Genomic DNA, 24,129 nt, shown 5'->3' on the forward strand with positions numbered 1-24,129 from the left:
CGCGGAAACGGGCCCGCGCTACCCGTGGAAGGGCAGTCCGGCGTCGGCCGGCACGTCGAGGTCGTCACCGTCGGGAGGCGCCACGAGCGTGGCGGAACCGTCGCTGACGGGGACGACGCCCAGCTCCAGCAGCTCGGCCATCGCGGCGCTGCCCGCCATGTCGCGGACCTGCAGCTGATAGCGGGCCGTGGTGCGGTACGCGCCTCCGGCATCGTCACCGGTCCGCTGCAGGAAGCCGGAGTCGGTGAGGAAGGCGACGGCCTTGCCGACGATGCCGGTGGTCGAGCCCGCCAGGCGGCGGGCGTCCTTGGTGGCGCCGGTGGCGCTGCGGCGGGCGTAGACCCGCCAGGCGGCCTCAAGTCCCGGGGCTTCGCTGGCCGGGTCTGTGTTCTCGCCCTGCTCGTCGGCACGCTCTTCGAGGCGCCGGCATGCCTGGCGGACGAAGGCGTCGACGCCGTTGACGGTGAGCCGGCCGATGTATCCGTCGTCGGCGAGGTCCTCCGGTCGCGGGAAGGCCATGGCGGCGACGGCGAGGTGGGCCAGGCCGTGCAGGAAGCGGTCGGCGGAGTCGGCGGAGGCCCGGCGGGCGTAGTCACCCATCCGGACCGCGAAGACGGAGTCCTCACCGGCGGTGACGGCCATGCCGGCCCGGGGGGACACCTCCAGCACAACGAGGCCGAGGCCGGTCGCGACGGCGTCGGCAAGACGCGCGAAGGCCATGTCCTCGCGGTATCGGCGCAGCAGTTCGGCGTACTCCGCGTCGCGGGCCGGCAGCAGCTTGGGCTGGAGCCCGAAGGAGACGAGGCGCGCGGCGTCGGCGGCGTCGGCGGGGGTCACACCGGGGGCGGTGACGGCGGTCGCGGAGATCGGTCCGGTCGGAGGGCCTTGCGGGGCGACCGGGTCGCTCCACGCGCCGGAGGGCTCGACGTGGGGGTCGCTCACGGGAGGTGCTCCTAGGGGGTGGGTGGTTGTGGTGGGGGTGAGTGGGTCGTCGAGGGTGGATGGGGTGGCGGCGCGTGCAGTGGGGCCGGGCCGTTCCCCTACCCCGGGCGCGCAGCCCCCGGGCGGGGAGACATCAGATACCCCGGACGCGCAGCCCCCGCGCAGGGAGACGTCACGCTCCCTCCGCACGCGCCGCCGCCATGCCCACCGCGTCCAGCAGCGCCGTGCCCACGATGAGGTCCGCGCCGCCGAATTCCGGGTCGTCCAGCTGCGTTCCGTCATCGACGGCGAACAGCAGGCGCTGCTCGCCCTGGCGGTACGCGGTGCCGACCGGAGGGCTGGCCGCGTGGACGGCCAGCAACGCCACCAGATACGGGAGCTCGGGGTCCCGGCGGCGTGCCTCCACCAGCAGGCCGGAGAGGCGGCGCGGCGCGTCGTGCTCCAGGTCCAGGAGCTCCATGGCGCTCGCGAGCTGCTCCTCGCTGAAGCGGCTGTCGTCGGGGGTGGCGATCAGGTCGGGCTCCGGCATCTCCGCACCGAGGTGCGCGCGCTCCATCGGCGGGGTGAGCAGCAGGTCGACGAGGTCACCGACGCGGACGGAGGGCGGCGTACGCAGACCGGTCCCGCGTGCGAAGAAGGCGTCCGTGACGCGGATCGCCGACTCGACGGGCAGCGGCAGCACCGGGGCCACCAGTTGTCCGTACAGGTCGAGCCCGGTCCGGGCGGTGGGCCGGGCGAAGGCCTGGCGGTCCTGTTCCGCACGGAACAGTGGGCCGGCCTCCAGGAGGCGGGACTGGAGCTGGGTGTGACGGCGGATGCAGTCCTTGACTATGTCGACGAGCTCGGCGGCGCGGCGCTTGTGCTCGGGGTCCTCGGCTTCGTCACGGGCCTTGCGGATATTGGTGAGGATCGCGTTCTCGTGGCGGTAACGGTCGGCGACGTGGTCGAGGGCTTCGGCGATCATGTCCGGGACCTCGTTCAGCCAGTCCACGGCCCGGACGTTGCGTCTCGTGGCCTCGAGCGTCCTGCGGAGTACCTCCGAGTACTGCACGGTCCGGTAGCGGGCCTGTTCGGCGGCAAGTTGCGCGTCCGCGAGACGGCCGCGGCTGATGAGGACCTCCAGCTTGACCTCGGCCGCGATCTGGGCGCTCGTGACGTCGGTGTCGAGCGCGCCGACCAGGACGTTGACCGCTTCGTCGGTGGTGCGCAGATAGACGGCGCCGCCGTGGCCGGGCACTTCCTCGATGAGCTTGAAGTCGTAGTCGCGGCGGGTGTAGACGCCGTCGGTGCCGAACGTGCCGTAGACGGCACGAAAGCCGCGGTCCACGCTGCCGACGTTGATCAGGTTCTCCAGCACCCAGCGCGCCACGCGCTCGTGCTCGGCCACGGGCCGCCGTGGTGCCTGGGCGGCCACCCGCGGGAGGAGGCGCCCCACTATCTGGTCGTGGTCGGCGCCGGTGTCGAAGTCCATGTTGAGAGTGACGAGGTCGATCGCGGCGAGGGCGACCTCGGCCATGGCGTAGACCGAGTACTCCCCTGCGAGATTCGCCTTGCGGACGTCGAGATCGTGCAGCGGCGCGGTGCACGCGAGCGCACGGAGCCGCCGCGCGAGCCCTTCGTCGGCGGCCGGACCCTGCGCGGGTCGCGGCCCCGCGCTGAGCTGGGGCGGAACGAGGTCCGTCGAGGCTGGCGAAGTCACGGTGCACAGATTAGGTCCTCGCACCGACAACGGTCGAAACGGCGCAGAGCACCCCCATCGCGCAGGTGCGCGTGCCGGCCCCCTAGGGCGTGTTTCGAAAGTCCCGCCTGGCCCGCGACGCCTGGCACGCACACTCGCTGCGTTGTCGGAGTCATCCAGGTACGTCCAGTACGAGGATGATCCTCCGCCTTGCGATTGCACGCACCAGACGCCGCGGGCCCCGCCCTGCGGGCGGACGACGCTACTTTCGAAACACGCCCTAGGCGTCCGGCAGGAGCGTCGCGTACCTGCTGACCAGTTGCGCGCGGGAGTCGTCCAGGTACGTGTCCAGGAGCTGTCGCGCCTCGCTGCGCCTGCCCGCGCGCAGCGTCTCGAGGATCTCCCGGTTGCGGACGAGGTAGGGATGGTGCAGCTGTTGCGGGTCGTCCACGACGTGGAAGGCGAGGCGCAGCTCGGCGAGGACGCTGCGCATCAGCTCGTCGGTCCGTGCACTGCCGGCGAGGGCGACGAGTTCGCGGTGGAAGTGGATGTTGGCCGTGGAGACGCCCTTCCAGTCCCGCCCGTGTGCGGCGCGTTCCCCTCCGGCGACCGCGGCGTCCATTTTGTCCAGTGCGTACGGCGGTTCACCCAGCCGTTCCACCACGGCGCATTCGACGAGTTGCCTGGTGCGGTAGATGTCCTCGACGTCCTGGACGGCGAGCATGCGCACGAAGACGCCGCGGTTGAGTTCGTGGACGAGCAGCCGCTCGTGGGTGAGCAGCCGGAACGCCTCTCGCAGTGTGTTGCGCGAGACGCCGAGGGCCTTGCCGATGCTGTCCTCCGACAGCCGCTCGCCGGGCGGAAAGTAGCCCTCGGCGATGCGGGTGCGCAAGATGTCCGCGACCCGTTCGGCCGTGCTGGTGCGCCCCAGCAGCGGACGGTCGTCGGCCAGCCCCCCGGCCCTGGGCTCCGTCGTCCCCACAACGCCCCTCTCTCCGGCGCCGGACGTCTGCGCCGGCGGTGCGAACTCCATCGTAGAAGCAGGAACGTGTAGACACGACTCTTGTCGGATCGTTCAACAATCCTCTACCTTGACGGGACCGCACACTCCGGAAAGCTCCTCCTCCCCTCAGCGAGGTGCAGATGAGCACGACCCAGGCACAGCAGAGGTACGACGAACTCCCCCAGGACACCGGCGCGTTCGCGTGGCTGCGCGCTCTCGGGCCGCGTGGCCGCCGCGCGTTCGGCGGCGCGTTCGGCGGCTACGCACTCGACTCGTACGACTACTTCACCCTGCCGCTGAGCATGGTGGCGATCTCCGCCTACTTCAGCCTCGACAACGGACAGACCGGACTTCTCACCACCGTCACCCTGGTCGTCTCGGCCATCGGCGGTGCGCTCGCCGGGATCCTCGCGGACCGCATCGGCCGGGTGAAGGCACTGATGATCACGGTGATCACATACGCCGTCTTCACCGTGCTGTGCGGCTTCGCACCCAACTACGAGACGCTGCTGGTCTTCCGTGCGCTGCAGGGGCTCGGCTTCGGCGGGGAGTGGGCGGTCGGCGCGATCCTGGTCGCCGAGTACGCCACCGCCAAGCACCGCGGACGCACCCTCGGGGCCGTGCAGAGCGCGTGGGCGGCCGGATGGGCACTCGCGGTGATCGTCTACACGCTGGTCTTCCAGTTCCTCGACGCCGACACCGCGTGGCGCGTGATGTTCTGGACGGGCGCACTGCCCGCCCTGCTGGTGGTGTACGTGCGCCGCAATGTGAGCGACGCCCCCGGGGCCGCCGAGCAGCGCCGCACCAGCACCGAGCGCGGGTCGTTCACCACGATCTTCAAGAAGGACCTACTGCGCACCACACTGTTCGCCACCCTGCTGTCCACCGGCGTCCAGGGCGGCTACTACACCCTCGCGACCTGGGTCCCCACGTATCTGAAGACCGAGCGCGGACTCACGGTCGTCGGCACCGGCGGGTACCTGACGTTCCTCATATCCGGTGCCTTCATCGGGTATCTGACCGGCGGCTATCTCACGGACAGAATCGGCCGGAAGAAGAACATCGCGCTCTTCGCCGTCCTGTCGGGCATCGGGATCCTCGCCTACACCAACATCCCGTCGGGGGCGAACAGCCTGCTGCTCGTCCTCGGCTTCCCGCTCGGCTTCTGCATGTCGGCCATCTTCAGCGGGTTCGGCTCCTTCCTCAGCGAGCTGTACCCGACGGCCGTGCGCGGCACCGGGCAGGGCTTCACGTACAACAGCGGCCGTGCGGTGGGCGCCTTCCTGCCCACCCTCGTCGGTTTCCTGTCCGACAGTTGGGGAGTGGGCGGCGCGCTCGTCCTCGGCGCACTCGGCTACGGTCTCGCCGTGCTGGCTCTGCTCGGCCTGCCGGAGACGCGCGACCGCGAACTTCTCTGACCGGGCCCGCACGGGAGGATTCCGCACGGGACCGATCCACACGAGCCGGACTCCGCAAGGGACGGAATCAGCAAGGAACTTGGAGGTACTGCGGTGACCTGGGCGTCCATCGATCTCAACGCCGACCTCGGCGAGGGCTTCGGCAACTGGCGGCTGACCGACGACGAGCAACTTCTGTCCGTCGTCACCAGCGCCAACGTCGCCTGCGGCTTCCACGCCGGGGACGCGGCAACCATGCGCCGCGTCTGCGACCTCGCGGCCGAGCGCGGCGTGCGGATCGGTGCCCAGGTCTCCTACCGCGATCTGGCGGGATTCGGACGGCGCTCCATGGACGTCCCGCCCGACGAACTGGCCGCCGAGACCGCCTACCAGATCGGCGCACTTGCCGTCTTCGCGCGAGCGGCGGGCTCCCGTGTCTCGTACGTCAAGCCCCACGGCGCGCTCTACAACCGCGCCGTGCACGACGAGGAGCAGGCGGCGGCGGTCGTCGACGGTGTGCTGTTGTCGGGCGAGCGGCTGCCCTTGCTCGGCCTGCCGGGCTCACAGCTGCACGTCATGGCGGAGAAGGCCGGACTTCCGGCGATCACCGAGGCGTTCGCCGACCGCGCGTACACCGCGCAGGGCACGCTCGTGCCGCGCGCCGAGAGCGGTGCGGTGATCAGCGACCCGGCCGCGGTCGTCGAACGGTCCGTGAGCATGGCCCGCTTCGGGGTCGTCAGCTCCCGGTGCGGACGCCCGGTCGCGGTGCGGGCCCGCTCGCTGTGCCTGCACGGGGACACCCCGGGCGCGGTGGCGCTGGCACGCAAGGTGCGCGAGCACCTGGAGGGCGTGGGCGTGCGCGTGGCGGCCTTCGTATGAGCGGCCCTGCCCGGAGGATCCTGCCGGTGGGCGAGCGGGCGCTGCTCGTCGAGACCGGGGACGGCGAGGAGGCGGGCGCGCTCCACGCCGAGTTGCTGCGCCGGCGCGCCGCCGGTGTCCTGCCGCGCGTCGACGAGATCGTGCCCGCCGCGCGGACCGTCCTCCTGGACGGGCTCGACGATCCGCGGCGCTTCGCACAGGAGATCGCGGCGTGGGAGGTCCCGCCGCTCGCCGCGCATGCGGACAATTTCGTCGAGATCCCGGTCCGTTACGACGGGCCCGACCTGGCGGAGGTGGCGGCCCTGTGGCAGGTGACCGCGGACGAGGCCGTACGGATCCACTCGTCGCTCGAGTACCGGGTCGCCTTCTGCGGGTTCGCGCCGGGTTTCGGCTATCTGACCGGGCTGCCGCAGCGCTACGCCGTTCCGCGCAGGTCCACGCCCCGTACCGCCGTGCCCGCGGGCTCCCTCGCGCTGGCCGGCCCGTACACAGGTGTCTATCCGCGCTCGTCTCCCGGCGGCTGGCAGCTGGTCGGCACCACGGACGCCGTGCTGTGGGACGCGGCGAGGGAGCCCGCGGCGCTGCTGTCGCCGGGGACCCGGGTCCGGTTCGTCCCGGAGGGCCGATGACCGATCTCGCACTCGCGGTGATACGGCCCGGGGCGCTGACCACGGTGCAGGACGCGGGGCGTCCTGGGCACGCGCACCTCGGGGTGCCGCGTTCGGGCGCACTCGACATGCCCGCCGCCCGGCTCGTCAACCGCTTGGTCGGCAACCCTGAGGGCGCCGCGGTCCTGGAGACGACGCTCGACGGCTGTGCCGTGCGGCCGCGTTGTGCCGTGACCGTTGCCGTCGGCGGGGCGCACGGCGGGGTCACCATCGACGGCAGGCCCGCTCCCTGGGGCGCGCCGCTGCGTGTCCCGGCCTGGGCGGTCCTGGAGGTGGGTTCCGCCGTACGGGGCGTGCGCGGTTACGTGGCCTTCGCCGGCGGCGTCACCGTCGATCCTGTACTGGGCAGCCGCTCCACCGATCTGCTGTCGGGGCTCGGGCCCGCCCCCCTGTCGGCCGGTGCGGTGCTGCCACTCGGGGCCCCGGCAGGTCCGCCGGCCCGGGTGGACGTCCAGGTGCCCTGGCCCGCTCCCCCGGCCGAGCTGGTGCTGCGCGTACGGCTCGGCCCCCGCGACGACTGGTTCACGGACGCCGCGCTGCGCACCCTCGCCCGCGGTGCCTTCCGGGTGTCGTCGGCGAGCAACCGCATCGGGCTGCGCACCGACGGCCCGCCGCTCGAGCGTGCGGTCACGAGGGAGCTGCCGAGCGAGGGCATGGTGCTCGGCGCGGTGCAGGTGCCGCCGGACGGCCGCCCGGTCGTCTTCCTCGCCGACCATCCCACCACCGGGGGCTACCCCGTGGTGGGCGTCGTCGACGGGCGTGATCTGCCCGCGGCGGCACAGGCCGTGCCCGGGACCGCGGTGCGTTTCGTGACGGTTCGCTGATCACGGCTACGGCGTGCCGTGGCCGTCGCTCACCGGCATGCCGTATCCACCGCCCCCCGGCGTGATCACGACCAGTACGTCGCCTGGCCCGACATTGACGGAGTCCACACCGTCGAGGCGGACCACGCTGCCGTCCGCCCGCTCCACCCCGTTCTCGCCCAGCGCACCCGGCGCGCCGCCCGCCATCCCGTACGGCGCGATGCGCCGGTGACTGGTCAGCAGCGCCACCGTCATAGGTTCCAGGAAGCGGATCCGCCGTACGACGCCGCAGCCGCCGTGCCACCGTCCGGCGCCACCGCTGCCCGCGCGTACGGCGAACGAGTCGACGCGGACCGGATAGCGCCACTCGAGCACCTCGGGGTCGGTGAGGCGCGAGTTGGTCATATGGGTCTGCACAGCGTCCGCGCCGTCGAAACCGTCACCGGCGCCGGAACCACTCGCCACGGTCTCGTAGTACTGCACGCGGTCGTTGCCGAACGTCACGTTGTTCATCGTCCCCGAGCCCTCGGCCTGCACCCCGAGGGCCGCGTACAGCGCGCCCGTGACGGCCTGCGAGGTCTCGACGTTGCCCGCGACCGTGGCCGCCGGGTGCAAGGGCGCGAGCATCGAGCCCTCCGGCACTCGCACCTCCAAGGGCGCCAGGCAGCCGCTGTTGAGGGGGATGTCGTCGGCCACGAGGGTTCTGAACGTGTAGAGCACGGCGGCCATCACCACAGAAGTGGGTGCGTTGGCATTGCCGGGCTGCTGGGGCGAGGTGCCGGTGAAGTCGATGACCGCTCCGCGCCGTTCGCGGTCCACCCGCACGGCCACTTGGATGACCGCGCCGCTGTCGGTCTCGTACCGGCACTCCCCGTCGCCCAGGGTTGCGACGATACGGCGCACCGACTCCTCGGCGTTGTCGCGGACGTGCCGCATATAGGCCTGGACGACGTCGAGACCGAACTGGTCGACCATGCGTCGCAGTTCGGCGATCCCCTTCTCGTTGGCCGCGATCTGCGCCTTCAGGTCGGCGATGTTGGTGTCAGGGGCGCGGGACGGGTACCGGGCGCCGATGAGCAGCCGACGGGTCTCGTCCTCGCGCAGCCGCCCGTCCCGTACGAGCAGCCAGTTGTCGAAGAGGACGCCTTCCTCCTCGATGTCGGTGCTGAACGCGGGCATGGAGCCGGGGGTGATGCCACCGATCTCGGCGTGGTGGCCACGCGAGGCGACGAGGAAGCGCAGTTCGCCGCCTTCGAAGACCGGGGTCACGACGGTGACGTCGGGCAGGTGCGTGCCGCCGTGGTAGGGGTCGTTGACCGCGTAGACGTCACCCGGCCGCAGCTCGCCCTCGTCACGGCGGCGGCGCAGTACTTCCTTGATGGACTCGCCCATGGAGCCCAAATGGACGGGGATATGGGGCGCGTTGGCGATCAGATTGCCGTCCGCGTCGAAGAGGGCGCAGGAGAAGTCGAGGCGTTCCTTGATGTTGACGGAGTGGGCGGTGTTCTCCAGCCGCACGCCCATCTGCTCGGCGATGGACATGAAGAGGTTGTTGAACACCTCCAGCAGCACCGGGTCGACGTCGGTGCCGACGGCCACCCTGGTGGGCCTGGGCCGTACCCGTGTGACCAGCAGGTGCCCTGCCGCGCTCGCCGTGGCCTGCCAGCCGGGGTCCACGACGGTGGTCGCGTCGGCCTCCGCGACGATCGCGGGGCCGGGCACCTCGTGGCCGGGCCGCAGATCACCGCGCCGGTACAGCGGCACCTCCTGCCGCTGTCCATCGACGAACATCGGCACGCGGTCGAGCGGCCCCGGCCCGGCCGACGTGCCCGGCTCCTCTGCGACGGCGGCATCGTGGTCGCCCGCGGTGCCCACCGCCTCGACGGACACCGCCTCCACGACGACCGGCTTGTCCATGGTGAAGGCGTAACGGGCGTGGTGGGCCGACTCGAAGGCCTCGCGCATGGCGGGGGCGGAGTCCAGCGGTACGGGAAGGCTCGCGTCGGTGCCCGCGTAGCGCAGTAGCACCCTCGCGCGCGTGGTGATCGCGGCGTCGGGGACGGCGTCGGCGCGCAGCTCGGAGCGGGTGCGTGAGGCCAGCTCGCCGCAGAGGGCGCGGACCCGGACGACGCTCCGCTCGTCGAGTTCGGCCTCCACGGAATGCTCGCGCATGGCGGTCGCGTCGGCGAGGCCGATTCCGTACGCGGACAGTACGCCCGCGAGGGGCGGCACGACCACGGTGTCGACGGCGAGGGCGTCGGCCACGGCACAGGCGTGCTGACCGCCGGCGCCGCCGAACGACGTGAGCGCATAGCGGGTGACGTCGTGGCCGCGCTGGACGGAGATCTTCTTGACGGCGTTCGCCATGTTCAGGACGGCGATCTCCAGGAACCCGGCAGCCACTTGTTCGGGTGTGCGCCGCTTCCCGCTCTCCCGGGTGACCTCTTCGGCCAGTTCGGCGAAACGTTCGCGTACGGTGCGCTCGTCCAGGGATTCGTTGCCGTCCGGGCCGAACACGGCCGGGAAGTGGGCGGGCTGGATCCGGCCGAGCATCACATTGGCGTCGGTGACGGTGAGCGGGCCGCCGCGCCGGTAGCAGGCGGGACCGGGCACGGCGCCCGCGGAGTCGGGTCCGACGCGGTAGCGGCGCCCGTCGAAGTGGAGCACGGAGCCCCCGCCGGCGGCGACGGTGTGGATGCTCATCATCGGCGCGCGCATCCGGACACCCGCCACCTGGGTGCCGAGTTCGCGCTCGAACTCGCCCGCATAGTGCGAGACGTCGGTGGACGTGCCGCCCATGTCGAAACCGATGACCCTCTCGAAGCCGGCCCGGCGGGAGGTGCGGGCCATTCCGACGACACCGCCGGCCGGGCCGGACAGCACGGCGTCCTTGCCGCGGAAGTGGGTGGCCTCGCGCAAGCCGCCGTTGGACTGCATGAACATCAGGCGGATACCGGCGAGTTCGGTGGCGACCTCGTCGACGTACCGCTTGAGGATCGGGGAGAGGTAGGCGTCCACCACGGTGGTGTCACCGCGGGGCACCAGCTTGATCAGCGGGCTCACCTCGTGGGAGCAGCTGACCTGGGTGAAGCCCAGTGCGCGTGCCGTCTCGGCGATGCGCCGCTCGTGGTCCGGGTAGCGGTAGCCGTGCATCAGGACGACGGCGGCGCTCGAAATGCCGTCCGCGCGTAGGCCTTCCAGCCGCTCGGCCACGGCCGCCAGGTCCAGGGGCCGTACGACCTCGCCCTGGGCGTCGAGGCGTTCGGGGACCTCGATCACCCGGTCGTACACGGCCTCCGGCAGCACGATGTGGCGGTCGAAGAGCCGGGGCCGGTTCTGGTAGGCGATGCGCAGGGAGTCGCGGAAGCCTTCGGTGACCACGAGCACGGTCGGCTCACCGCGCCGCTCCAGAAGGGCATTGGTGGCGACGGTCGTGCCCATTTTGACCGAAGCGACCAGGTCGGCCGGTACGGGCTGGTCCGCGGCCGTGCCCAGCAGCAGCCTGATGCCGGCGACGGCGGCGTCGCGGTAGCGCCCGGGGTTGTGCGAGAGGAGCTTGCGGGTCACGAGCCGCCCGTCGGGGCGTCTGCCCACGATGTCGGTGAACGTGCCGCCACGGTCGATCCAGAACTCCCAGCGCCCGGTCATTCCCCCATTCTTGCCCCGATCCGGGCACCGGGAACGGTCGGCGACACGGCCGCGAGCGCGGCAGCCAGGGCCAGCTCCGCTCCCCGGTCCAGGCGCGCGCTGGTGCCACGGGCCCAGTGGTGCACCTCGTCGCCCGCGAGGCGCAGCAGCTGCGGCAGCAGGTCCGTACAGCGTCGCGCTACCCAGCCGGTGCCCGCCGTGGCCAGCCACAACAGCGCGCCGACAGGCGTCGGGGGGGCCTGGTCGGGCTCGGCGGCGGGCGCGTCGCCGTGGGTCAGGCCGCGAGCGGCGAGCAGCTCGTGGAAGCGCCGGGCGAGCATGCGGTGCCCGCGCTCCCCCGGGTGCAGGCGGTCGGCACTCCACATGGCCCGGTCCCGCACCCAGGCCGCGTCGGCGGCGTGCAGATGGACGGTGTCGTAACGGTCGGACAGCACATGGACGACGGCGTTGACGGCCCGCTGCCGCCGGGCCAGCGGCCGCGCGAGCGGTGCGGGCAGCCCCAGCATAGCGCCGGGGTCGGGCAGGCACGCCGTCAGCAGTACGGTCCCGTGCCCGGCGAGCCCGGAGCAGATGCCGTCGAGGCGGTGGGCGAGGTCGGCTATGTCGAACGTGCGGCGCAGCGTGTCGTTCACCCCGACCACGACGGATGCGATGTCGGGCGCGAACGCGAGAGCCGCCGGTGCCTGGATCTCGGCGACGTCCTTACTGAGGGCGCCGCTGACGGCGAAATTACGGAAGACGACCGGTGCGTCCCCGCCACCGACCCCGTCGGCGAGCAGCGCGGCCCACCCCCGCCAGGCGCCGTCGACAGGATCGCCGACCCCGGCGGTGAGCGAGTCACCGAGGGCGGCGAAACGCACCGGCCGGGGCTCGCCTGAGGGGAGCGTCGGGGTGCGTCTCGCTCCCGGTTCGTCTGCGGCACGCACCTCCGCGGTGGCTTCGGGTGCCGGCATCAGCGGCCTCCCGGCTCGGGTGCGCGGCCGGCGACCGGCAGGGCTTCGTGGGCGGCCAGGAACGCGGCCACCGACCGCTGCCAGTCGAAGAGTTCGGCGCGTGCCCTCGCCGCTTCGCGGCGTGCGTCCTCCGGGCGGGAGAGCACGTCGAGGACGCCGACGGCGAAGTCCGCTCCCGTGTCGGCCGCCACCACGCCCGCGTCGCCCACCACCTCCGGCAGCGCAGAAGAGGCGCTGACCACGACCGGCGTGCCGCAGGCCAGCGCTTCGAGAGCGGAGAGCCCGAAGGTCTCCGCCGGACCGGGTGCCAGGCCCACGTCGGCCGCCGCCTGCAGGTCGGCGACCGCCTCCCGGTCGGGGAGGTGGCCGAGGAACTGCACGGGCAGCCGTTCCGCACGCGCTCTGCGCACGAGCGCCCCCTTCAGCGGGCCGTCGCCGGCGACGACCAGCGACGCCCGCAGACCGCGTGCGCGCAGTGCGGCGAGCGCGTCCAGGGCGGTTCCGGGACGCTTCTCCACCGACAGGCGGGAGCAGAGCAGCAGGAGTACGTCCGCTCCGGCCGCGTACCGCGCGCGCAGCACCGTGCTCCGACGGCCCGGCCGGCAGCGCCGGAGGTCGACGCCGAGCGGGGCCCGCACGACATTGCGCGCCCCGATGCGTACGAACTCGCGCTCCGCCCACTCCGTCGTGCACACGATCCGCGAATAGGCCCAGGCGCTGCGCCGGTTGAGCCGGTCCGCGGTGCGGGCGGCGACCGCCTCCGAGAGCCCCCAGGTCCGCAGCACCCCGTCGGCGGTCTCATGAGAGACCATCACCGACGGGATGCGCCTGCGCCGCGCCCACTCCCCGGTCCAGCGCAAGGTGGTGCGGTCGGAGACCTCTAGCCGGTCGGGTGCCAGCTCGTCCAGCACTTCCCGCAGCCGTCGCCGGCCGGCCAGCACCCGGTATCCGCCCGTGCCGGTGATCTCGGGGCCGGGCAGGGTGATGACGCGCCCCTGGTCGGTGATCCGGTCGCTCCCGGCGTCGCCCGGGACGACGAGCACAGGCTCGTGGCCCGCGGCCAGATAGCCGCGGCCGAGTTCCGCGAGCGCGGTGCGCAGCCCGCCGGAGGAGGGGGTGACGAAGTTCGCCAGCCGTACGATGCGCAGCCCGCGCTCCCCGCTCATGCCGCCACCGCCGTGCGCGTGCCGAGTACATCCGCGTAATGGTCCAACAGCATGTCGCCGACCGCGGCCCAGGTCCGTCCGTCGACGGCGGCGAGCCCGGCCCGTCCGTAGGCGGTCCGCAGTGCAGGATCGCCGGCGAGTGCGGCGACCGCTGCCCGTACGGCGTCGGCGCTGTGGGGCTCCACCAGCAGTCCCGTGCGGCCGTGGTCGACGAGGTCGAGCGGCCCGCCGGCAGCGGGGGCGATCACCGGCAGGCCGCTGGCCATGGCTTCCTGCACGGTCTGACAGAACGTCTCGTAGGGGCCGGTGTGGGCGAAGACGTCCAGGGAGGCGAAGATCCGGGCGAGGTCGTCGCCGGTCCTGCGGCCGAGGAACACGGCGCCGGGCAGGGCGGCGCGCAGCGACGTCTCGCTGGGGCCGTCACCGACGACGACCACGCGCACGCCGGGCATCTCGCAGACCCCGGCGAGCAGTTCGACGTGTTTCTCGGGGGCGAGCCGGCCGACGTATCCGACGATCAGCTCGCCGCCGGGGGCCAGCGTCCGCCGCAGTTGCTCGTCGCGCAGCTCCGGCCGGAAGCGAGTGGTCTCGACCCCGCGCGGCCACAGCCGCACCCGCTCGACGCCGTGTTCCTCGAGGTCGCGCCTCGCTGCCCTGGAGGGAGCGAGCGTCCGGTCTGCGGCGCTGTGCACGGCCCGGATACGCCGCCAGGCGGCACCTTCACCCGCTCCGACGTACGTACGGGCATATCCGGCCAGATCGGTCTGGTAGACGGCGACGGCCGGCAGCCCCAGCCGTGCCGCGGCCGCCATGCCGCGGACCCCGAGCACGAAGGGGCTGGCGAGGTGGACGAGATCGGCGCGGTGCGCGGCGATCGCGGCCGCGACCCTGCGGCTGGGCAGAGCGACGCGTACCTGCGGATAGCCGGGCAGAGGCAGTGAGGGAACGCGCACCACCGGGCAGGGGGCGTCGGCGTCGAAGGTATCGGTCCCGGCCACGGCCGGGGCGATGACGAGCGGTTCATGACCGCGGGCGGCGAGATGCCGGGCGGTCTGCTGGGCGCAGTGCGCCACACCATTGACGTCTGGCGGAAAGGATTCGGTGACGATGACGACACGCATACCCGTGTTGTCGTCGGGCCGGGAGTGGCTGCGCCAACGTGGATCTTTCCGTATGCGGAACGTCCCGTGAGCGTTTGTGGCCGGGCCGGCCGCCGACTGTCGTCAACCGCCCTCAATCACCGCTGAACGTCCGCAACCGCCCTTCGGGGCGTCCGCCCGCCCGGAGGGGGTCCGCCACGCCCTCTGAGGCCGTCGACGGACCCCCTCCGGGCCCATCCCTCCAGGCCCGTTTCCTCCGGGCGCCCGCCGCTTCAAGGCGCCCGCCACTTCAGGGCACCCGGCGGGACCCGGCGATCACAGCCCCGGCCTGTCCGGGCCGATACGGCTCCGCACGGCGGTCTGCACCTCGGCCTCCTCCGCCGGGTCGGCGGCGAGCCGGCGCAGCCGCTCGGCGACGCGCACATCACCGGTCTCGGCGTGCAGAGCGGCGACTTCTCTCGTGGTTTCCTCGCAGTCCCACAGGCATTCGACGGCGAAGCCGGTGGCGAAGGACGGGTCGGTGGCGGCGAGCGCCCGGGCGGCGCGGCCCCGCAGATGCGAGGAGGCCGTCTCCCGGTAGACATGGCGCAGGACAGGGGCGGCGCACTCGATGCCGAGGCGGCCCGCTCCGTCGACGAGGGTCCACAAAAGAGGAGCGTCGGGTCCGTCCGCACGTACGGTCTCGCGGAGAGCGCCGAGCACCAGCTGCGCGTCGCCGGCTCCGCCGCGGCAGGCGAGTACGCCGGCCGCGGAGGCTCCGAGGGCGTCGGGGCGGTGCACCCAACTGCGTGCCCGGTCGACGGCCGGCTCGCCGCACATCCGCTCGAACGCGGCGACCGCCGCGTCGGCGGCGGTCCCGGAACCGGAGGTCACCGCGGTCTCGATCAGGTCGAGGACGACGGGGTCGCGCGACTCGGCGAGGTAGTGCAGGGCCGCTGAGCGTGCGCCGTCGGATCCGGTGCGGGCGGCCTCGACGATGGCGGGCCGGTCCTCCGGTCCCGCCACCGCGGTCAGGCAGCGGGCCGCCGGAACGTGCAGGGCGCTGCCGCGCTCCAGGCCCTGGTCGGCCCAGTCGAGGACCGCCTGGACGCTCCAGCCGGGCCGGGGCCCGGAGGGGCGCATCTGGCGCTGCCAGCGGTCGAAGGAGCCCGCCTCCTGGGCGGCCCTGATCCTGGCGCCGACCGCTTCGCGTCCGTCCTCCGCCCACAGTCGCCAGGGGCGCGGCTCGAAGGAGTCGCGTACGGCTGCGGCCAGCTCGGCCTCGCCTTCCGGGGTGGCGGGAAATCTGGCGAGGATCGGGGCGGCCAGTGCGCGCAGGCCCGCGTCGTCGTCCCGCAGGGCGAGCTCGTCGAGCGCCCAGGCCCAGTTGGCGCCGTGCGTCGCGTACCGGCGCAGCAGAGCGAGCGCGTCGCCCCTGCCGTAGGAGGCGAGATGCCCGAGCACCGCCAGGGCGAGGCCGGTCCGGCACTCGTCCGTGTCAAGGTGGTCGTCGGCGTCGCACAGATGCCGTTCGATCTCCTCGAGGCTGCCGTGGAGATCGAGGTAGAGGCGTGCGTAGTAGAGGGAGCGGTTCTCGACCTGCCAGTCGTGGCGGGGGTCGTTGAGCACGCAGTGGTTGAGGGCGGCCAGCGCTTCGGCCCGCGGGGCGGCGAGCGCGTGCAGCGTGCCGTCGCCGCGACCCCTCTGCAGCAGGCCGAGCAGGGTGCCGCTCGGCGCTATGACTGGATCGAACATGGAAACTGCCTCACATCAAGCTGTCGACGCGACCGGGAAGTGGAGTGCCTAGGCCGCGCAGCAGCATGCAGGGCCGCCCGTCGTCATACGCGTCTTCCGCTTGGTGTAGAGCATCTTCCTCTGCCTCTCTTCGGTGGCCCCAGGGGAAACTCCCGGTTGATGTCGTCCGGGATGGGGCTGACGTCATGATGACCCACCCATTTCGCCACCGCGACCACATTTACGGCGCCTCCCCGCGGCGACCTCTTCCTTGCTGCCCGGGCGCTGCCCTCAGAGCGCTCAGCGGCCTTCGAACAGCTCCAGAAGTTCCGTCTTCCCGAACATCCGCGCGGTATCCGCCGCGGACGGGGTGCCTGCCTGCGGGTCGGCGCCTCCGGCGAGGAGAGCTCGGACAACGACGTCCTCGCCCTTGAAGACCGCGCCGGCGAGAGGTGTCTGGCCGCGGTCGTTGGCCCGGTTCGGCTCCCCGCCGCGCGCCAGGAGCGCCTCCACTGCGTCTGCGTGGCCGTGGTAGGCGGCGAGCATCACGAGCGTGTCGCCCTTGTCATTGGTCAGGTCGGCCGGGACGCCCGCGTCGACGTACGCGGCAAGAGCGTCGGTCTCCCCCTGACGCGCCAGGTCGAAGACCTTGGTCGCGAGTTCGATCACCTCGGAGTCGGGGACCTCGCTCATGGGATGTACCACCTTTCACCACTTGACCTGGGGTGCACGGCAGGAGCAGCCGTACGAGTGAATCGACAGGGTACTGCCCGGCCGCCGACATGACGCGGTGCGTCGGCGGCAAAGGATCAGGTCGCGGGGGCACTGTGCCCTGCGGTCCCGCCCTCTGCCCTCTGCGCAACGACCGGCCGTCCGCCAGTGCAGTGAAATACCGAAAAATTCACCCATATGCACCTTTTATCGCATAGATACTTCCTGTGAGTCTGGAACAACTCAAGGTGACTGTCCCCTCACCCAGGAGAACTCTCATGATTCTGTCCATGTCCGGCGTCGTGCTCCTCGGCATCATCGTCTTCCTCTTCTTCAGGAAGGACGGCCTGAAGGCCTCGCACGCGCTCGTCTCCGCGCTCTTCGGCTTCTTCCTCGCGGGCACCGCGATCGCCCCCAGCATCCAGGCAGGCACGACGAGCCTGGCCGGGCTTCTGGGCGGGATCAAGTTCTGACCGCCTGCCCCTTCAGCCCGAGGAGACGATGTGGCCCGGCGTCCACTCCCCCGCATTCTGAGCAGCGGCAGCGCGCAGATCGCCCGCAGCCGAACGATCGCGCGCACGGCCGCCGACAGCGCCACAGACGTCCTCCATCCACTGATCACGGTCTCCCGTGGTCTGCGGAAGCTGGCCGCCATGGCACGGCAGAAGTGGGCCGGCACTCCCAAAGAGCGGCGCGGTCCCGCCCTGTTCTTCGTCGCCGCATGCGTCCTGGTGGTCGCGCTCATCCCGTACGGGCCGCTGCTCGCCCTGATCACGGTGATGGCCGCGGCCGCCTGGCAGGGGCGGGTCAGGGTGCCCGTCAGGACGGGCCCCGACGAGGCGGAGGCGGGCCGGCTGCAGGCGCTCTACGAAGCGCTGGTCCCGTACTTCTCCATCGCCGAGGACCCGGCTCCGCTTTTCGCCCACGGCGGGGAGTGGAACAAGGCCTTCACCGAGTACGAGTTCGACGACAGCGGCCGGCTCACCCGGCTCCGCGTCAAGTACCCCGCCTACTTCACCGACGGCGAGACGACCGCCCGGGCACGGATCGAGCAGTTGCTGCACGCGAAGTCCGGGCGCGGGCGGGAGTACCTCTTCACCTGGGACGAGGAAGGCAACCAGCTCGTCATGAGCGTGCTGCCCGCCCTGTCCACCGCCATCGCCGCCCAGCGCTTCGTCACCGTCCCCGGTGAGACCGTGCTGGGCTTCACCGACGCCGACGCGGTCCAGCGCACGGTGCCGGTGGTCAGAGGTGACGAGATCAGCCAGGCGCCCCCGGTCGTCTGGCGCACCGGACCGCGCTCCACCGAGCCGCATCTGCTGGTCGTCGGCGAGCCCGGCAGCGGCACCACGACCCTCCTGCGCTCCATCGCCCTGCAGGCGCTGCAGCACGGGGACGTACTGATCGTGGAGGGCAGCGGAACCGGTGAATACGCCTGCCTCACCGGGCGCACCGGCGTACTCGCCGTCGAGTGCGGACTGGCCGGCGCACTCGCCAGCCTCGAGTGGGCCGCGCACGAGACCGAGCGGCGGCTCATCGCCGCCAACCGCGCCCGGCAGGCGGGGCAGCCCACGCCCGAGGACACCAAGCGGCCCCTGTGGATCCTCATGGACCGGCCCAGCGTCTTCGGACACCTTGCCGCCGCCGACGGGCACATGGACCCGCAGGAGCTGCTCTCCGTGCCGCTGAGGCACGGGCGGGCGGCGCACGTCATGGTGGTCGTCGCCGAGCAGTTCGACAGCGTCGGCGCGCTCACCGAGGCGGTACGCACGCACACCCGGGCCCGGGTGACGCTCGGCCCGGCCGGTTTCCCCGAGGTCGAGGCCGTGCTCGGGGAGGCACCCCGTACCACGCCGACGACCGACGTGCCGCCCGGGCGGGGGTACGCACGGCTCGGTACGGGACCGGTCGTGCGCCTCCAAGTGCCCGCCACACCGGACCCGTTCGACGACGCGACGACGGAGGCGCACCGCCGGGCCGTCCTGGCGCTCCTGCCGCCGGACCCGGCCGCGACGGACGCCGGGGAGGCGAGGCCGGGGTCGGCCCCCGCTCCGGCCCCCGCCGGCATCCCGGCGAAACCGCTCGGCCCGCCGACGATTCCGCTGGGCGGGACCGGCTGACCCGCGTTCGGCCGAGGCCCGGCTGAGGAGTTGACACTCCCGTGCCGGGCCTCGTGGGTGTCTCCGGCACCGTCTCCACCAGGCAGGGGCACCCCCGGAAACGCCGCACTCCCGGACCGGGCCAAGCACGACGGGGGCGCCCCGGAATCGGCTACGCCACGAACGTGCGCGGCGTCTCCGTGCCCGTCGAGGCGCCCGTGGTGACGAGGTGGGCCGCCGCCGCCAGGCGGGTTGCCGCCTCTTCCGCCACCGGGCCGCCCACCGTGAACGGCAGCCGCACATAGCCCTCGAACGCGCCGTCAACACCGAAGCGCGGACCCGACGGCACGCGGACGCCCACGCGCTCGCCGACCTCCGCGAGGCGGGAGCCGGAGAGGCCTCCTGTGCGGACCCACAGGGTGAGGCCGCCACTGGGAACGTCGAACTCCCAGGTCGGCAGTTCCCTGCGCACCGCCGCGACGAGCGCGTCGCGGTTCTCGCGCGCCTGGTCGCGGCGGACGGCGACGGCCTCCTTCCAACCGCCCGTCCGCATCAGCCAGTTGATCGCCAGCTGCTCCAGGACGGGCGTGCCGAGGTCGGCGTAGGCGCGGGCGGCGACGAGGGAGCGGATGACGTCGGGGGCCGCGCGGACCCAGCCGATCCGCATGCCCGCCCAGAAGGCCTTGCTGGCGGAGCCGACGGTCAGGACGGTGGAGCCCGCGGGGTCGAAGGCGCAGACGGGGCGGGGCATTTCGATGTCGGCGTCCAGGTGCAGCTCGGACATGGTCTCGTCGACGACGAGGACCGTGCCGGCCGAGCGGGCCGCCTCCACGAGGGCGCGACGCTGGGACTCGTCCGCGAGCGCGCCGGTGGGGTTGTGGAAGTCGGCGACGACGTACGCGAGACGGGGCGCGGAGTCGCGCAGTACCTGGCGCCAGCGGTTGAGGTCCCAGCCGGTCAGACCTTCGGCCATCGCGACGGGCACGAGCCGTGCGCCTGCTTCGCGCATCAGCTGGAGGATGTTGGCGTACGAGGGGGATTCGACAGCGATGCGCTCGCCGCGGCCGGCGAAGAGGTGACAGATCGCGTCGATCGCGCCCATCGCGCCGGTGGTGACCATGATCTGTTCCGGCATGGTCGGGATGCCGCGCTCCGTGTAGCGGTCGGCGAGCATCTGGCGCAGGGCGGGCAGCCCGGCCGGGTAGTCGCCGTGGGTGTGGGCGTACGGCGACAGTTCCTCGAGTGCGCCCTGGACGGACCGGGTGAGCCACGGTTCCGGTGCCGGCAGTGCCGCGCAGCCCAGGTCGATCATGGAGCCGAGCGACTCGGGGGGCAGGGGTTCGAGGCCGCGTGCGGGCAGGGGGTTGCCCGCGGGTACGGCGGTCCAGCTGCCGGCGCCGCGGCGGGACTCGAGGAAGCCTTCGGAGCGGAGTGCCTCGTACGCGGCGGCGACGGTGGTGCGGCTGACGGCGAGTGAGAGCGCGAGTTCACGTTCGGCGGGCAGTCGCGCCGCGACCGGCACGCGGCCTTCGAGGACGAGCAGCCGGATGCCGTCGGCGAGCGCCCGGTAGGCGGGCGGCTTGCGGGTGCCGGGGCCGGCGGGGCGCGGCTGCTGCGAGGTGAGCTGACGGGCGAGTTGGGCCGCGCCCACCGCAGAGGTCCAATGTGTCATCTAAATCGGTCCACCTTCCCCAAATTGGCCATGGTTGCCGATTGTTCCATAGCCACAGAGTGGCATGCATCAGTCCACTACCACCAGACAGGGGGCGCCATCGTGTCCGCGCATCTCATTCGTCGGCTGCTGCAGCTGTACGTCGGCCTCGCGCTGTACGGGGTGAGCTCCGCGCTCCTGGTGCGCGCGGGGCTGGGGCTCGAGCCATGGGGGGTGCTGCATCAGGGTCTGGCCGAGCTGACCGGGCTGACGATCGGCGTGGTGTCGATCGTCGTGGGCGCCGTGGTGCTGCTGCTCTGGATTCCGATCAGGCAGCGGCCGGGGCTCGGCACCGTGTCCAATGTGTTCGCCATCGGTATCGCGATGGACACCACACTGGCACTGGTGCCGGAGGTCCGAGGGCTCGCGGGGCAGATCCCGCTGATGGTCGCGGGCATCGTGCTCAACGGTGTGGCGACGGGCCTGTACATCGCGGCGCGCTTCGGCCCCGGGCCCCGGGACGGCCTGATGACCGGTGTGCACCGCCTCACGGGCCGGTCGATCCGCCTGGTGCGTACGGCGATCGAGGTGGCCGTCGTGGCGACCGGGTTCGTACTCGGCGGTGCGGTGGGCGTGGGGACGGTGGCGTATGCGCTGGCGATCGGGCCGCTGGCACAGCTGTTCCTGCGACTGTTCGCCATCCCGGAGAGAGAAAAGCGCAGCACCGTGGTGGCCTCGGGGTCACCCGAACAGGCGATACTGCGACTGTGACCCGCATACGCCACCCGTACTTGGACCACCCCTCGACGCTCGCCTTCGCCCACCGCGGCGGAGCGGCCGACGGCATCGAGAACACGGCTGCAGCCTTCCGGCGTGCCGCCGATGCCGGTTACCGCTACTTCGAGACCGATGTGCACACGACGGCCGACGGTGGGCTGGTGGCGTTCCACGACACGACGCTGGACCGGGTGACCGACGCACGGGGGCGTATCGGGGCGCTGCCGTGGAGCGAGGTACAGAAGGCGAGGGTGGCGGGCCGGGAGCCGCTGTCGCTGTTCGAGGAGCTGCTGGAGGAGTTCCCGGAGGCCCGGTGGAACGTGGACCTGAAGGCGGAGTCCGCGCTGGTGCCGCTCGTGGACCTGATCCGCCGGACGGACAGCTGGGACCGGGTGTGCGTCGGGTCGTTCTCCGAGGGGCGGGTGGCGCGCGCGATGCGCCTGGCGGGCCCCCGGCTGGCGACCTCCTACGGGGTGCGCGGCGTTCTCGGCCTGCGGCTCGGGTCGTACGGGATACCGGCCGCGGTGCGCGGCGGCGCGGTCTGCGCGCAGGTGCCGGAGACGCAGGGCGGTGTCCGTGTGGTGGACCGGCGGTTCGTCCGGGCGGCCCATGCGCGGGGCCTGCAGGTGCATGTGTGGACGGTGAACGACGCCGATCGAATGACCGCGCTCCTGGACCTTGGCGTGGATGGCATCATGACCGATCATCTGGAGACATTGCGCACCGTGCTGAGTGATCGGGGCGCGTGGGTCTGATCCGGCGCGTCTGCGACGGCACGAGCGAGGGGGCGCGGGGTGACGGCCGACACCGCGGACCGCACTGGCGGCACGGGCGAGGACGAGGGCGCCGGCGCCGGCGCCGGCGCCCGAAGACGCGAGCAACGTGGTTGGTACTTCTACGACTTCGCGTGCTCCGTCTATTCGACGAGCGTTCTGACGGTGTTCCTCGGGCCGTATCTGACGTCGGTGGCGAAGGCCGCGGCGGACGCCGAAGGCTTTGTCCATCCGCTGGGCATACCCGTGCGGGCCGGGTCCGTCTTCCCGTACGCGGTGTCGGTCTCCGTGGTGCTCGCGGTGCTGATCATGCCGCTCGCCGGGGCGGCGGCGGACCGGTCCGGCCGTAAGAAGCCCCTGCTCGCCGCCGCGGCGTACCTGGGGGCGGCGGCAACGACGGGGATGTTCCTCCTCGACGGCGACCGTTATCTGCTGGGCGCGCTGCTGCTGATCGTCGCGAACGCGTCGCTGTCCGTCTCGATGGCCCTCTACAACGCGTATCTGCCGCAGATCGCGGAGCCGGACGAGCGGGACGCGGTGTCCTCGCGAGGCTGGGCGTTCGGCTACACGTCGGGCGCCCTGGTGCTGCTGCTGAACCTTGCCGTCTACTCGGGCCACGACTCCTTCGGCCTCTCGGAGTCGGACGCGGTCCGCGTCTGCCTCGCCTCCGCGGGTCTGTGGTGGGGCGCCTTCACCCTGATCCCGCTGCGGCGGCTGCGGGACCGCCGGATCGCCCCTTCCGGCGAGGGCGCGGTGGGGGCGGGGTGGAACCAGCTCATGGCAACCCTGCGCGACATGCGGCGCCATCCCCTGACGCTGTCGTTCCTGCTGGCCTATCTCGTCTACAACGACGGAGTGCAGACGGTCATCTCGCAGGCCTCCGTCTACGGTTCCGAGGAGCTGGGTCTGGACCAGACGACCCTGATCACCGCGGTGCTGCTGGTGCAGTTGCTCGCCGTGGCGGGTGCGCTGGCGATGGGCCGGCTCGCCCGTATCCACGGGGCGAAGCGCACGATCCTCGGCTCGCTCGCGCTCTGGACGCTGATCCTGGCGGCGGGGTACTTCCTGCCCGCCGGCGAGCCGGTGTGGTTCTACTGCCTGGCGGCCGGCATCGGACTTGTCCTCGGCGGCAGCCAGGCGCTGTCGCGCTCGCTGTTCTCGCATCTGGTGCCGCGGGGCAGGGAGGCGGAGTACTTCTCCGCGTACGAGATGAGTGACCGGGGCCTGAGCTGGCTGGGGCCGCTGGTCTTCGGGCTGGCGTATCAGATCACGGGCAGCTACCGGGACGCGATCATCTCGTTGGTGATCTTCTTCGTGCTGGGATTCGTGCTGCTCGCGAGGGTTCCGGTGAGGCGTGCGGTGGCTGCCGCGGGGAACCCGGTCCCGAGGCGGATTTAGACGCCTGAGTGAAACGCCGGTAGTGTACGCCTTTGGCTTGCCAGGCGGACCGTTACTGCGTGCTTGAATAGTGAAATCAGTGGGTGACACTTTCGGTCAGATGTGACAAACCGGGCACTGGTGGGTACCCCAACCAATGGCAAAGCAGCGGCACGACGGGCGACGCATGACCCGGAACGGGAATCTTTACCGCCGACCGGACGTTGACCGGATGACGACGACAGCGACACCTGTCCTGTGGGCGACAAGCCCGGGAGGCACGATTCATGAGTGAGCGAGCTCTCCGCGGCACGCGACTTGTGGTTACCAGCTACGAGACGGACCGCGGCATCGACCTGGCCCCGCGCCAGGCGGTGGAGTACGCATGCCAGAACGGACATCGTTTTGAGATGCCGTTCTCGGTCGAGGCGGAGATTCCGCCGGAGTGGGAGTGCAAGGCGTGCGGCGCCCAGGCACTCCTCGTTGACGGGGACGGCCCCGAAGAGAAGAAGGGCAAGCCGGCGCGCACGCACTGGGACATGCTCATGGAGCGGCGCACCCGCGAGGAGCTCGAGGAGGTGCTGGCCGAGCGGCTGGCGGTCCTTCGCTCCGGCGCCATGAACATCGCGGTGCACCCGCGAGACAGCCGGAAGTCCGCGTAGCGCGCAAGCGCGCGAAGCGAGGCACGACGAGAGCCGGGGGGGGGGGGGGGGGGGGGGGGGGGGGGGGGAGAGGGGGGGGGGGGGGGGGGAACAAAGGACGCGCAAAGAACAAAAGAAAAAGCCACAAGA

At 72.1% G+C, this 24,129-nt stretch carries 20 protein-coding genes; 10 read left to right on the forward strand and 10 right to left on the reverse strand.

All coding sequences use genetic code 11. The features are described from left to right. Positions 1-18: 18 nt before the first annotated feature. The 3 genes from ACZ4SA_RS25195 to ACZ4SA_RS25205 all read right to left on the reverse strand — a co-directional run bounded on the left by ACZ4SA_RS25195 (position 19) and on the right by ACZ4SA_RS25205 (position 3,602). Complete coding sequence (locus ACZ4SA_RS25195) at positions 19-942, reverse strand: hypothetical protein (RefSeq protein WP_468278513.1); 924 nt, start codon at positions 940-942, stop codon at positions 19-21. 172 nt (positions 943-1,114) lie between these two features. Beyond that, positions 1,115-2,641, reverse strand: coding sequence for a hypothetical protein (locus ACZ4SA_RS25200; protein WP_468278516.1), 1,527 nt, complete (start codon positions 2,639-2,641; stop codon positions 1,115-1,117). Between the two features lie 259 nt (positions 2,642-2,900). Then, positions 2,901-3,602: a GntR family transcriptional regulator gene (locus tag ACZ4SA_RS25205; RefSeq protein ID WP_468278519.1), complete on the reverse strand. Its 702-nt coding sequence runs from the start codon at positions 3,600-3,602 to the stop codon at positions 2,901-2,903. A 161-nt stretch (positions 3,603-3,763) separates the two neighbouring features. Here ACZ4SA_RS25205 and ACZ4SA_RS25210 point away from each other — a divergent pair, with 161 nt between their 5' ends. From ACZ4SA_RS25210 to ACZ4SA_RS25225, 4 genes are all read left to right on the forward strand, one after another. Then, positions 3,764-5,041, forward strand: coding sequence for an MFS transporter (locus ACZ4SA_RS25210; RefSeq protein ID WP_468278522.1), 1,278 nt, complete (start codon positions 3,764-3,766; stop codon positions 5,039-5,041). A gap of 93 nt (positions 5,042-5,134) precedes the next feature. Next, positions 5,135-5,899: a LamB/YcsF family protein gene (locus ACZ4SA_RS25215; protein WP_468278524.1), complete on the forward strand. Its 765-nt coding sequence runs from the start codon at positions 5,135-5,137 to the stop codon at positions 5,897-5,899. After that, on the forward strand, positions 5,896-6,528 hold the full coding sequence (gene pxpB / locus ACZ4SA_RS25220) for a 5-oxoprolinase subunit PxpB (protein WP_468278527.1): 633 nt from the start codon (positions 5,896-5,898) through the stop codon (positions 6,526-6,528). The genes ACZ4SA_RS25215 and pxpB overlap by 4 nt, the downstream gene beginning before the upstream one ends. Next, entirely contained in the window at positions 6,525-7,391 is an 867-nt protein-coding gene (locus ACZ4SA_RS25225; RefSeq protein ID WP_468278530.1) for a 5-oxoprolinase subunit C family protein, read from the forward strand. The genes pxpB and ACZ4SA_RS25225 overlap by 4 nt, the downstream gene beginning before the upstream one ends. A 6-nt stretch (positions 7,392-7,397) precedes the next feature. Here the strand turns inward: ACZ4SA_RS25225 and ACZ4SA_RS25230 are convergent, their stop codons facing one another. From ACZ4SA_RS25230 to ACZ4SA_RS25255, 6 genes are all read right to left on the reverse strand, one after another. Further along, on the reverse strand, positions 7,398-11,018 hold the full coding sequence (locus ACZ4SA_RS25230) for a hydantoinase B/oxoprolinase family protein (protein WP_468278533.1): 3,621 nt from the start codon (positions 11,016-11,018) through the stop codon (positions 7,398-7,400). Next, a complete protein-coding gene (locus ACZ4SA_RS25235; RefSeq protein ID WP_468278536.1) occupies positions 11,015-11,971 on the reverse strand; it encodes an SGNH/GDSL hydrolase family protein in 957 nt (318 codons plus the stop codon). The genes ACZ4SA_RS25230 and ACZ4SA_RS25235 overlap by 4 nt, the downstream gene beginning before the upstream one ends. Further along, complete coding sequence (locus tag ACZ4SA_RS25240; protein ID WP_468278539.1) at positions 11,971-13,137, reverse strand: glycosyltransferase; 1,167 nt, start codon at positions 13,135-13,137, stop codon at positions 11,971-11,973. The genes ACZ4SA_RS25235 and ACZ4SA_RS25240 overlap by 1 nt, the downstream gene beginning before the upstream one ends. Next, positions 13,134-14,258, reverse strand: a complete 1,125-nt coding sequence (locus ACZ4SA_RS25245) for a glycosyltransferase family 4 protein (RefSeq protein ID WP_468278541.1) — start codon at positions 14,256-14,258, stop codon at positions 13,134-13,136. The genes ACZ4SA_RS25240 and ACZ4SA_RS25245 overlap by 4 nt, the downstream gene beginning before the upstream one ends. A 294-nt stretch (positions 14,259-14,552) precedes the next feature. Beyond that, entirely contained in the window at positions 14,553-15,971 is a 1,419-nt protein-coding gene (locus tag ACZ4SA_RS25250) for a HEAT repeat domain-containing protein (protein ID WP_468278544.1), read from the reverse strand. A 279-nt stretch (positions 15,972-16,250) separates the two neighbouring features. After that, positions 16,251-16,643: an ankyrin repeat domain-containing protein gene (locus tag ACZ4SA_RS25255; RefSeq protein WP_468278547.1), complete on the reverse strand. Its 393-nt coding sequence runs from the start codon at positions 16,641-16,643 to the stop codon at positions 16,251-16,253. Between the two features lie 296 nt (positions 16,644-16,939). Here ACZ4SA_RS25255 and ACZ4SA_RS25260 point away from each other — a divergent pair, with 296 nt between their 5' ends. Both ACZ4SA_RS25260 and ACZ4SA_RS25265 read left to right on the forward strand, forming a co-directional pair. Then, on the forward strand, positions 16,940-17,134 hold the full coding sequence (locus ACZ4SA_RS25260) for a hypothetical protein (RefSeq protein ID WP_005320068.1): 195 nt from the start codon (positions 16,940-16,942) through the stop codon (positions 17,132-17,134). A 30-nt stretch (positions 17,135-17,164) separates the two neighbouring features. Next, complete coding sequence (locus ACZ4SA_RS25265) at positions 17,165-18,781, forward strand: ATP-binding protein (RefSeq protein WP_468278550.1); 1,617 nt, start codon at positions 17,165-17,167, stop codon at positions 18,779-18,781. A gap of 151 nt (positions 18,782-18,932) precedes the next feature. On the opposite strand, the gene ACZ4SA_RS25270 is transcribed toward ACZ4SA_RS25265, so the two are convergent. Further along, a complete protein-coding gene (locus ACZ4SA_RS25270; protein WP_468278553.1) occupies positions 18,933-20,432 on the reverse strand; it encodes an SCO1417 family PLP biosynthesis transcription factor in 1,500 nt (499 codons plus the stop codon). Between the two features lie 30 nt (positions 20,433-20,462). On the opposite strand from ACZ4SA_RS25270, the gene yczE reads away from it, so the two are divergent. The 4 genes from yczE to ACZ4SA_RS25290 all read left to right on the forward strand — a co-directional run bounded on the left by yczE (position 20,463) and on the right by ACZ4SA_RS25290 (position 24,000). Continuing rightward, positions 20,463-21,182: a membrane protein YczE gene (gene yczE / locus ACZ4SA_RS25275; protein ID WP_468278667.1), complete on the forward strand. Its 720-nt coding sequence runs from the start codon at positions 20,463-20,465 to the stop codon at positions 21,180-21,182. Further along, complete coding sequence (locus tag ACZ4SA_RS25280; RefSeq protein WP_468278556.1) at positions 21,179-21,943, forward strand: glycerophosphodiester phosphodiesterase family protein; 765 nt, start codon at positions 21,179-21,181, stop codon at positions 21,941-21,943. The genes yczE and ACZ4SA_RS25280 overlap by 4 nt, the downstream gene beginning before the upstream one ends. A 39-nt stretch (positions 21,944-21,982) precedes the next feature. Continuing rightward, positions 21,983-23,359 carry an MFS transporter gene (locus tag ACZ4SA_RS25285; RefSeq protein WP_468278559.1) on the forward strand — a complete coding sequence of 459 codons (1,377 nt, stop codon included), beginning with the start codon at positions 21,983-21,985 and terminating at the stop codon, positions 23,357-23,359. A 266-nt stretch (positions 23,360-23,625) separates the two neighbouring features. After that, entirely contained in the window at positions 23,626-24,000 is a 375-nt protein-coding gene (locus ACZ4SA_RS25290; protein WP_003959706.1) for an RNA polymerase-binding protein RbpA, read from the forward strand. The last annotated feature ends 129 nt before the right edge of the window (positions 24,001-24,129 follow it).

This window comes from Streptomyces sp. NPDC027962 (assembly GCF_055566095.1).

Bases quoted from the DNA above. Each gene is read 5' to 3' on its own strand.
- ACZ4SA_RS25255 (WP_468278547.1), bottom strand. From the start codon at position 16,643: ATGAGCGAGGTCCCCGACTCCGAGGTGATCGAACTCGCGACCAAGGTC.
- ACZ4SA_RS25270 (WP_468278553.1), bottom strand. From the start codon at position 20,432: ATGACACATTGGACCTCTGCGGTGGGCGCGGCCCAACTCGCCCGTCAG.
- ACZ4SA_RS25210 (WP_468278522.1), top strand. From the start codon at position 3,764: ATGAGCACGACCCAGGCACAGCAGAGGTACGACGAACTCCCCCAGGAC.
- ACZ4SA_RS25260 (WP_005320068.1), top strand. From the start codon at position 16,940: ATGATTCTGTCCATGTCCGGCGTCGTGCTCCTCGGCATCATCGTCTTC.
- ACZ4SA_RS25240 (WP_468278539.1), bottom strand. From the start codon at position 13,137: ATGAGCGGGGAGCGCGGGCTGCGCATCGTACGGCTGGCGAACTTCGTC.
- ACZ4SA_RS25235 (WP_468278536.1), bottom strand. From the start codon at position 11,971: ATGCCGGCACCCGAAGCCACCGCGGAGGTGCGTGCCGCAGACGAACCG.
- ACZ4SA_RS25225 (WP_468278530.1), top strand. From the start codon at position 6,525: ATGACCGATCTCGCACTCGCGGTGATACGGCCCGGGGCGCTGACCACG.
- ACZ4SA_RS25250 (WP_468278544.1), bottom strand. From the start codon at position 15,971: ATGTTCGATCCAGTCATAGCGCCGAGCGGCACCCTGCTCGGCCTGCTG.
- yczE (WP_468278667.1), top strand. From the start codon at position 20,463: ATGGTTGCCGATTGTTCCATAGCCACAGAGTGGCATGCATCAGTCCAC.
- pxpB (WP_468278527.1), top strand. From the start codon at position 5,896: ATGAGCGGCCCTGCCCGGAGGATCCTGCCGGTGGGCGAGCGGGCGCTG.
- ACZ4SA_RS25230 (WP_468278533.1), bottom strand. From the start codon at position 11,018: ATGACCGGGCGCTGGGAGTTCTGGATCGACCGTGGCGGCACGTTCACC.
- ACZ4SA_RS25290 (WP_003959706.1), top strand. From the start codon at position 23,626: ATGAGTGAGCGAGCTCTCCGCGGCACGCGACTTGTGGTTACCAGCTAC.
- ACZ4SA_RS25245 (WP_468278541.1), bottom strand. From the start codon at position 14,258: ATGCGTGTCGTCATCGTCACCGAATCCTTTCCGCCAGACGTCAATGGT.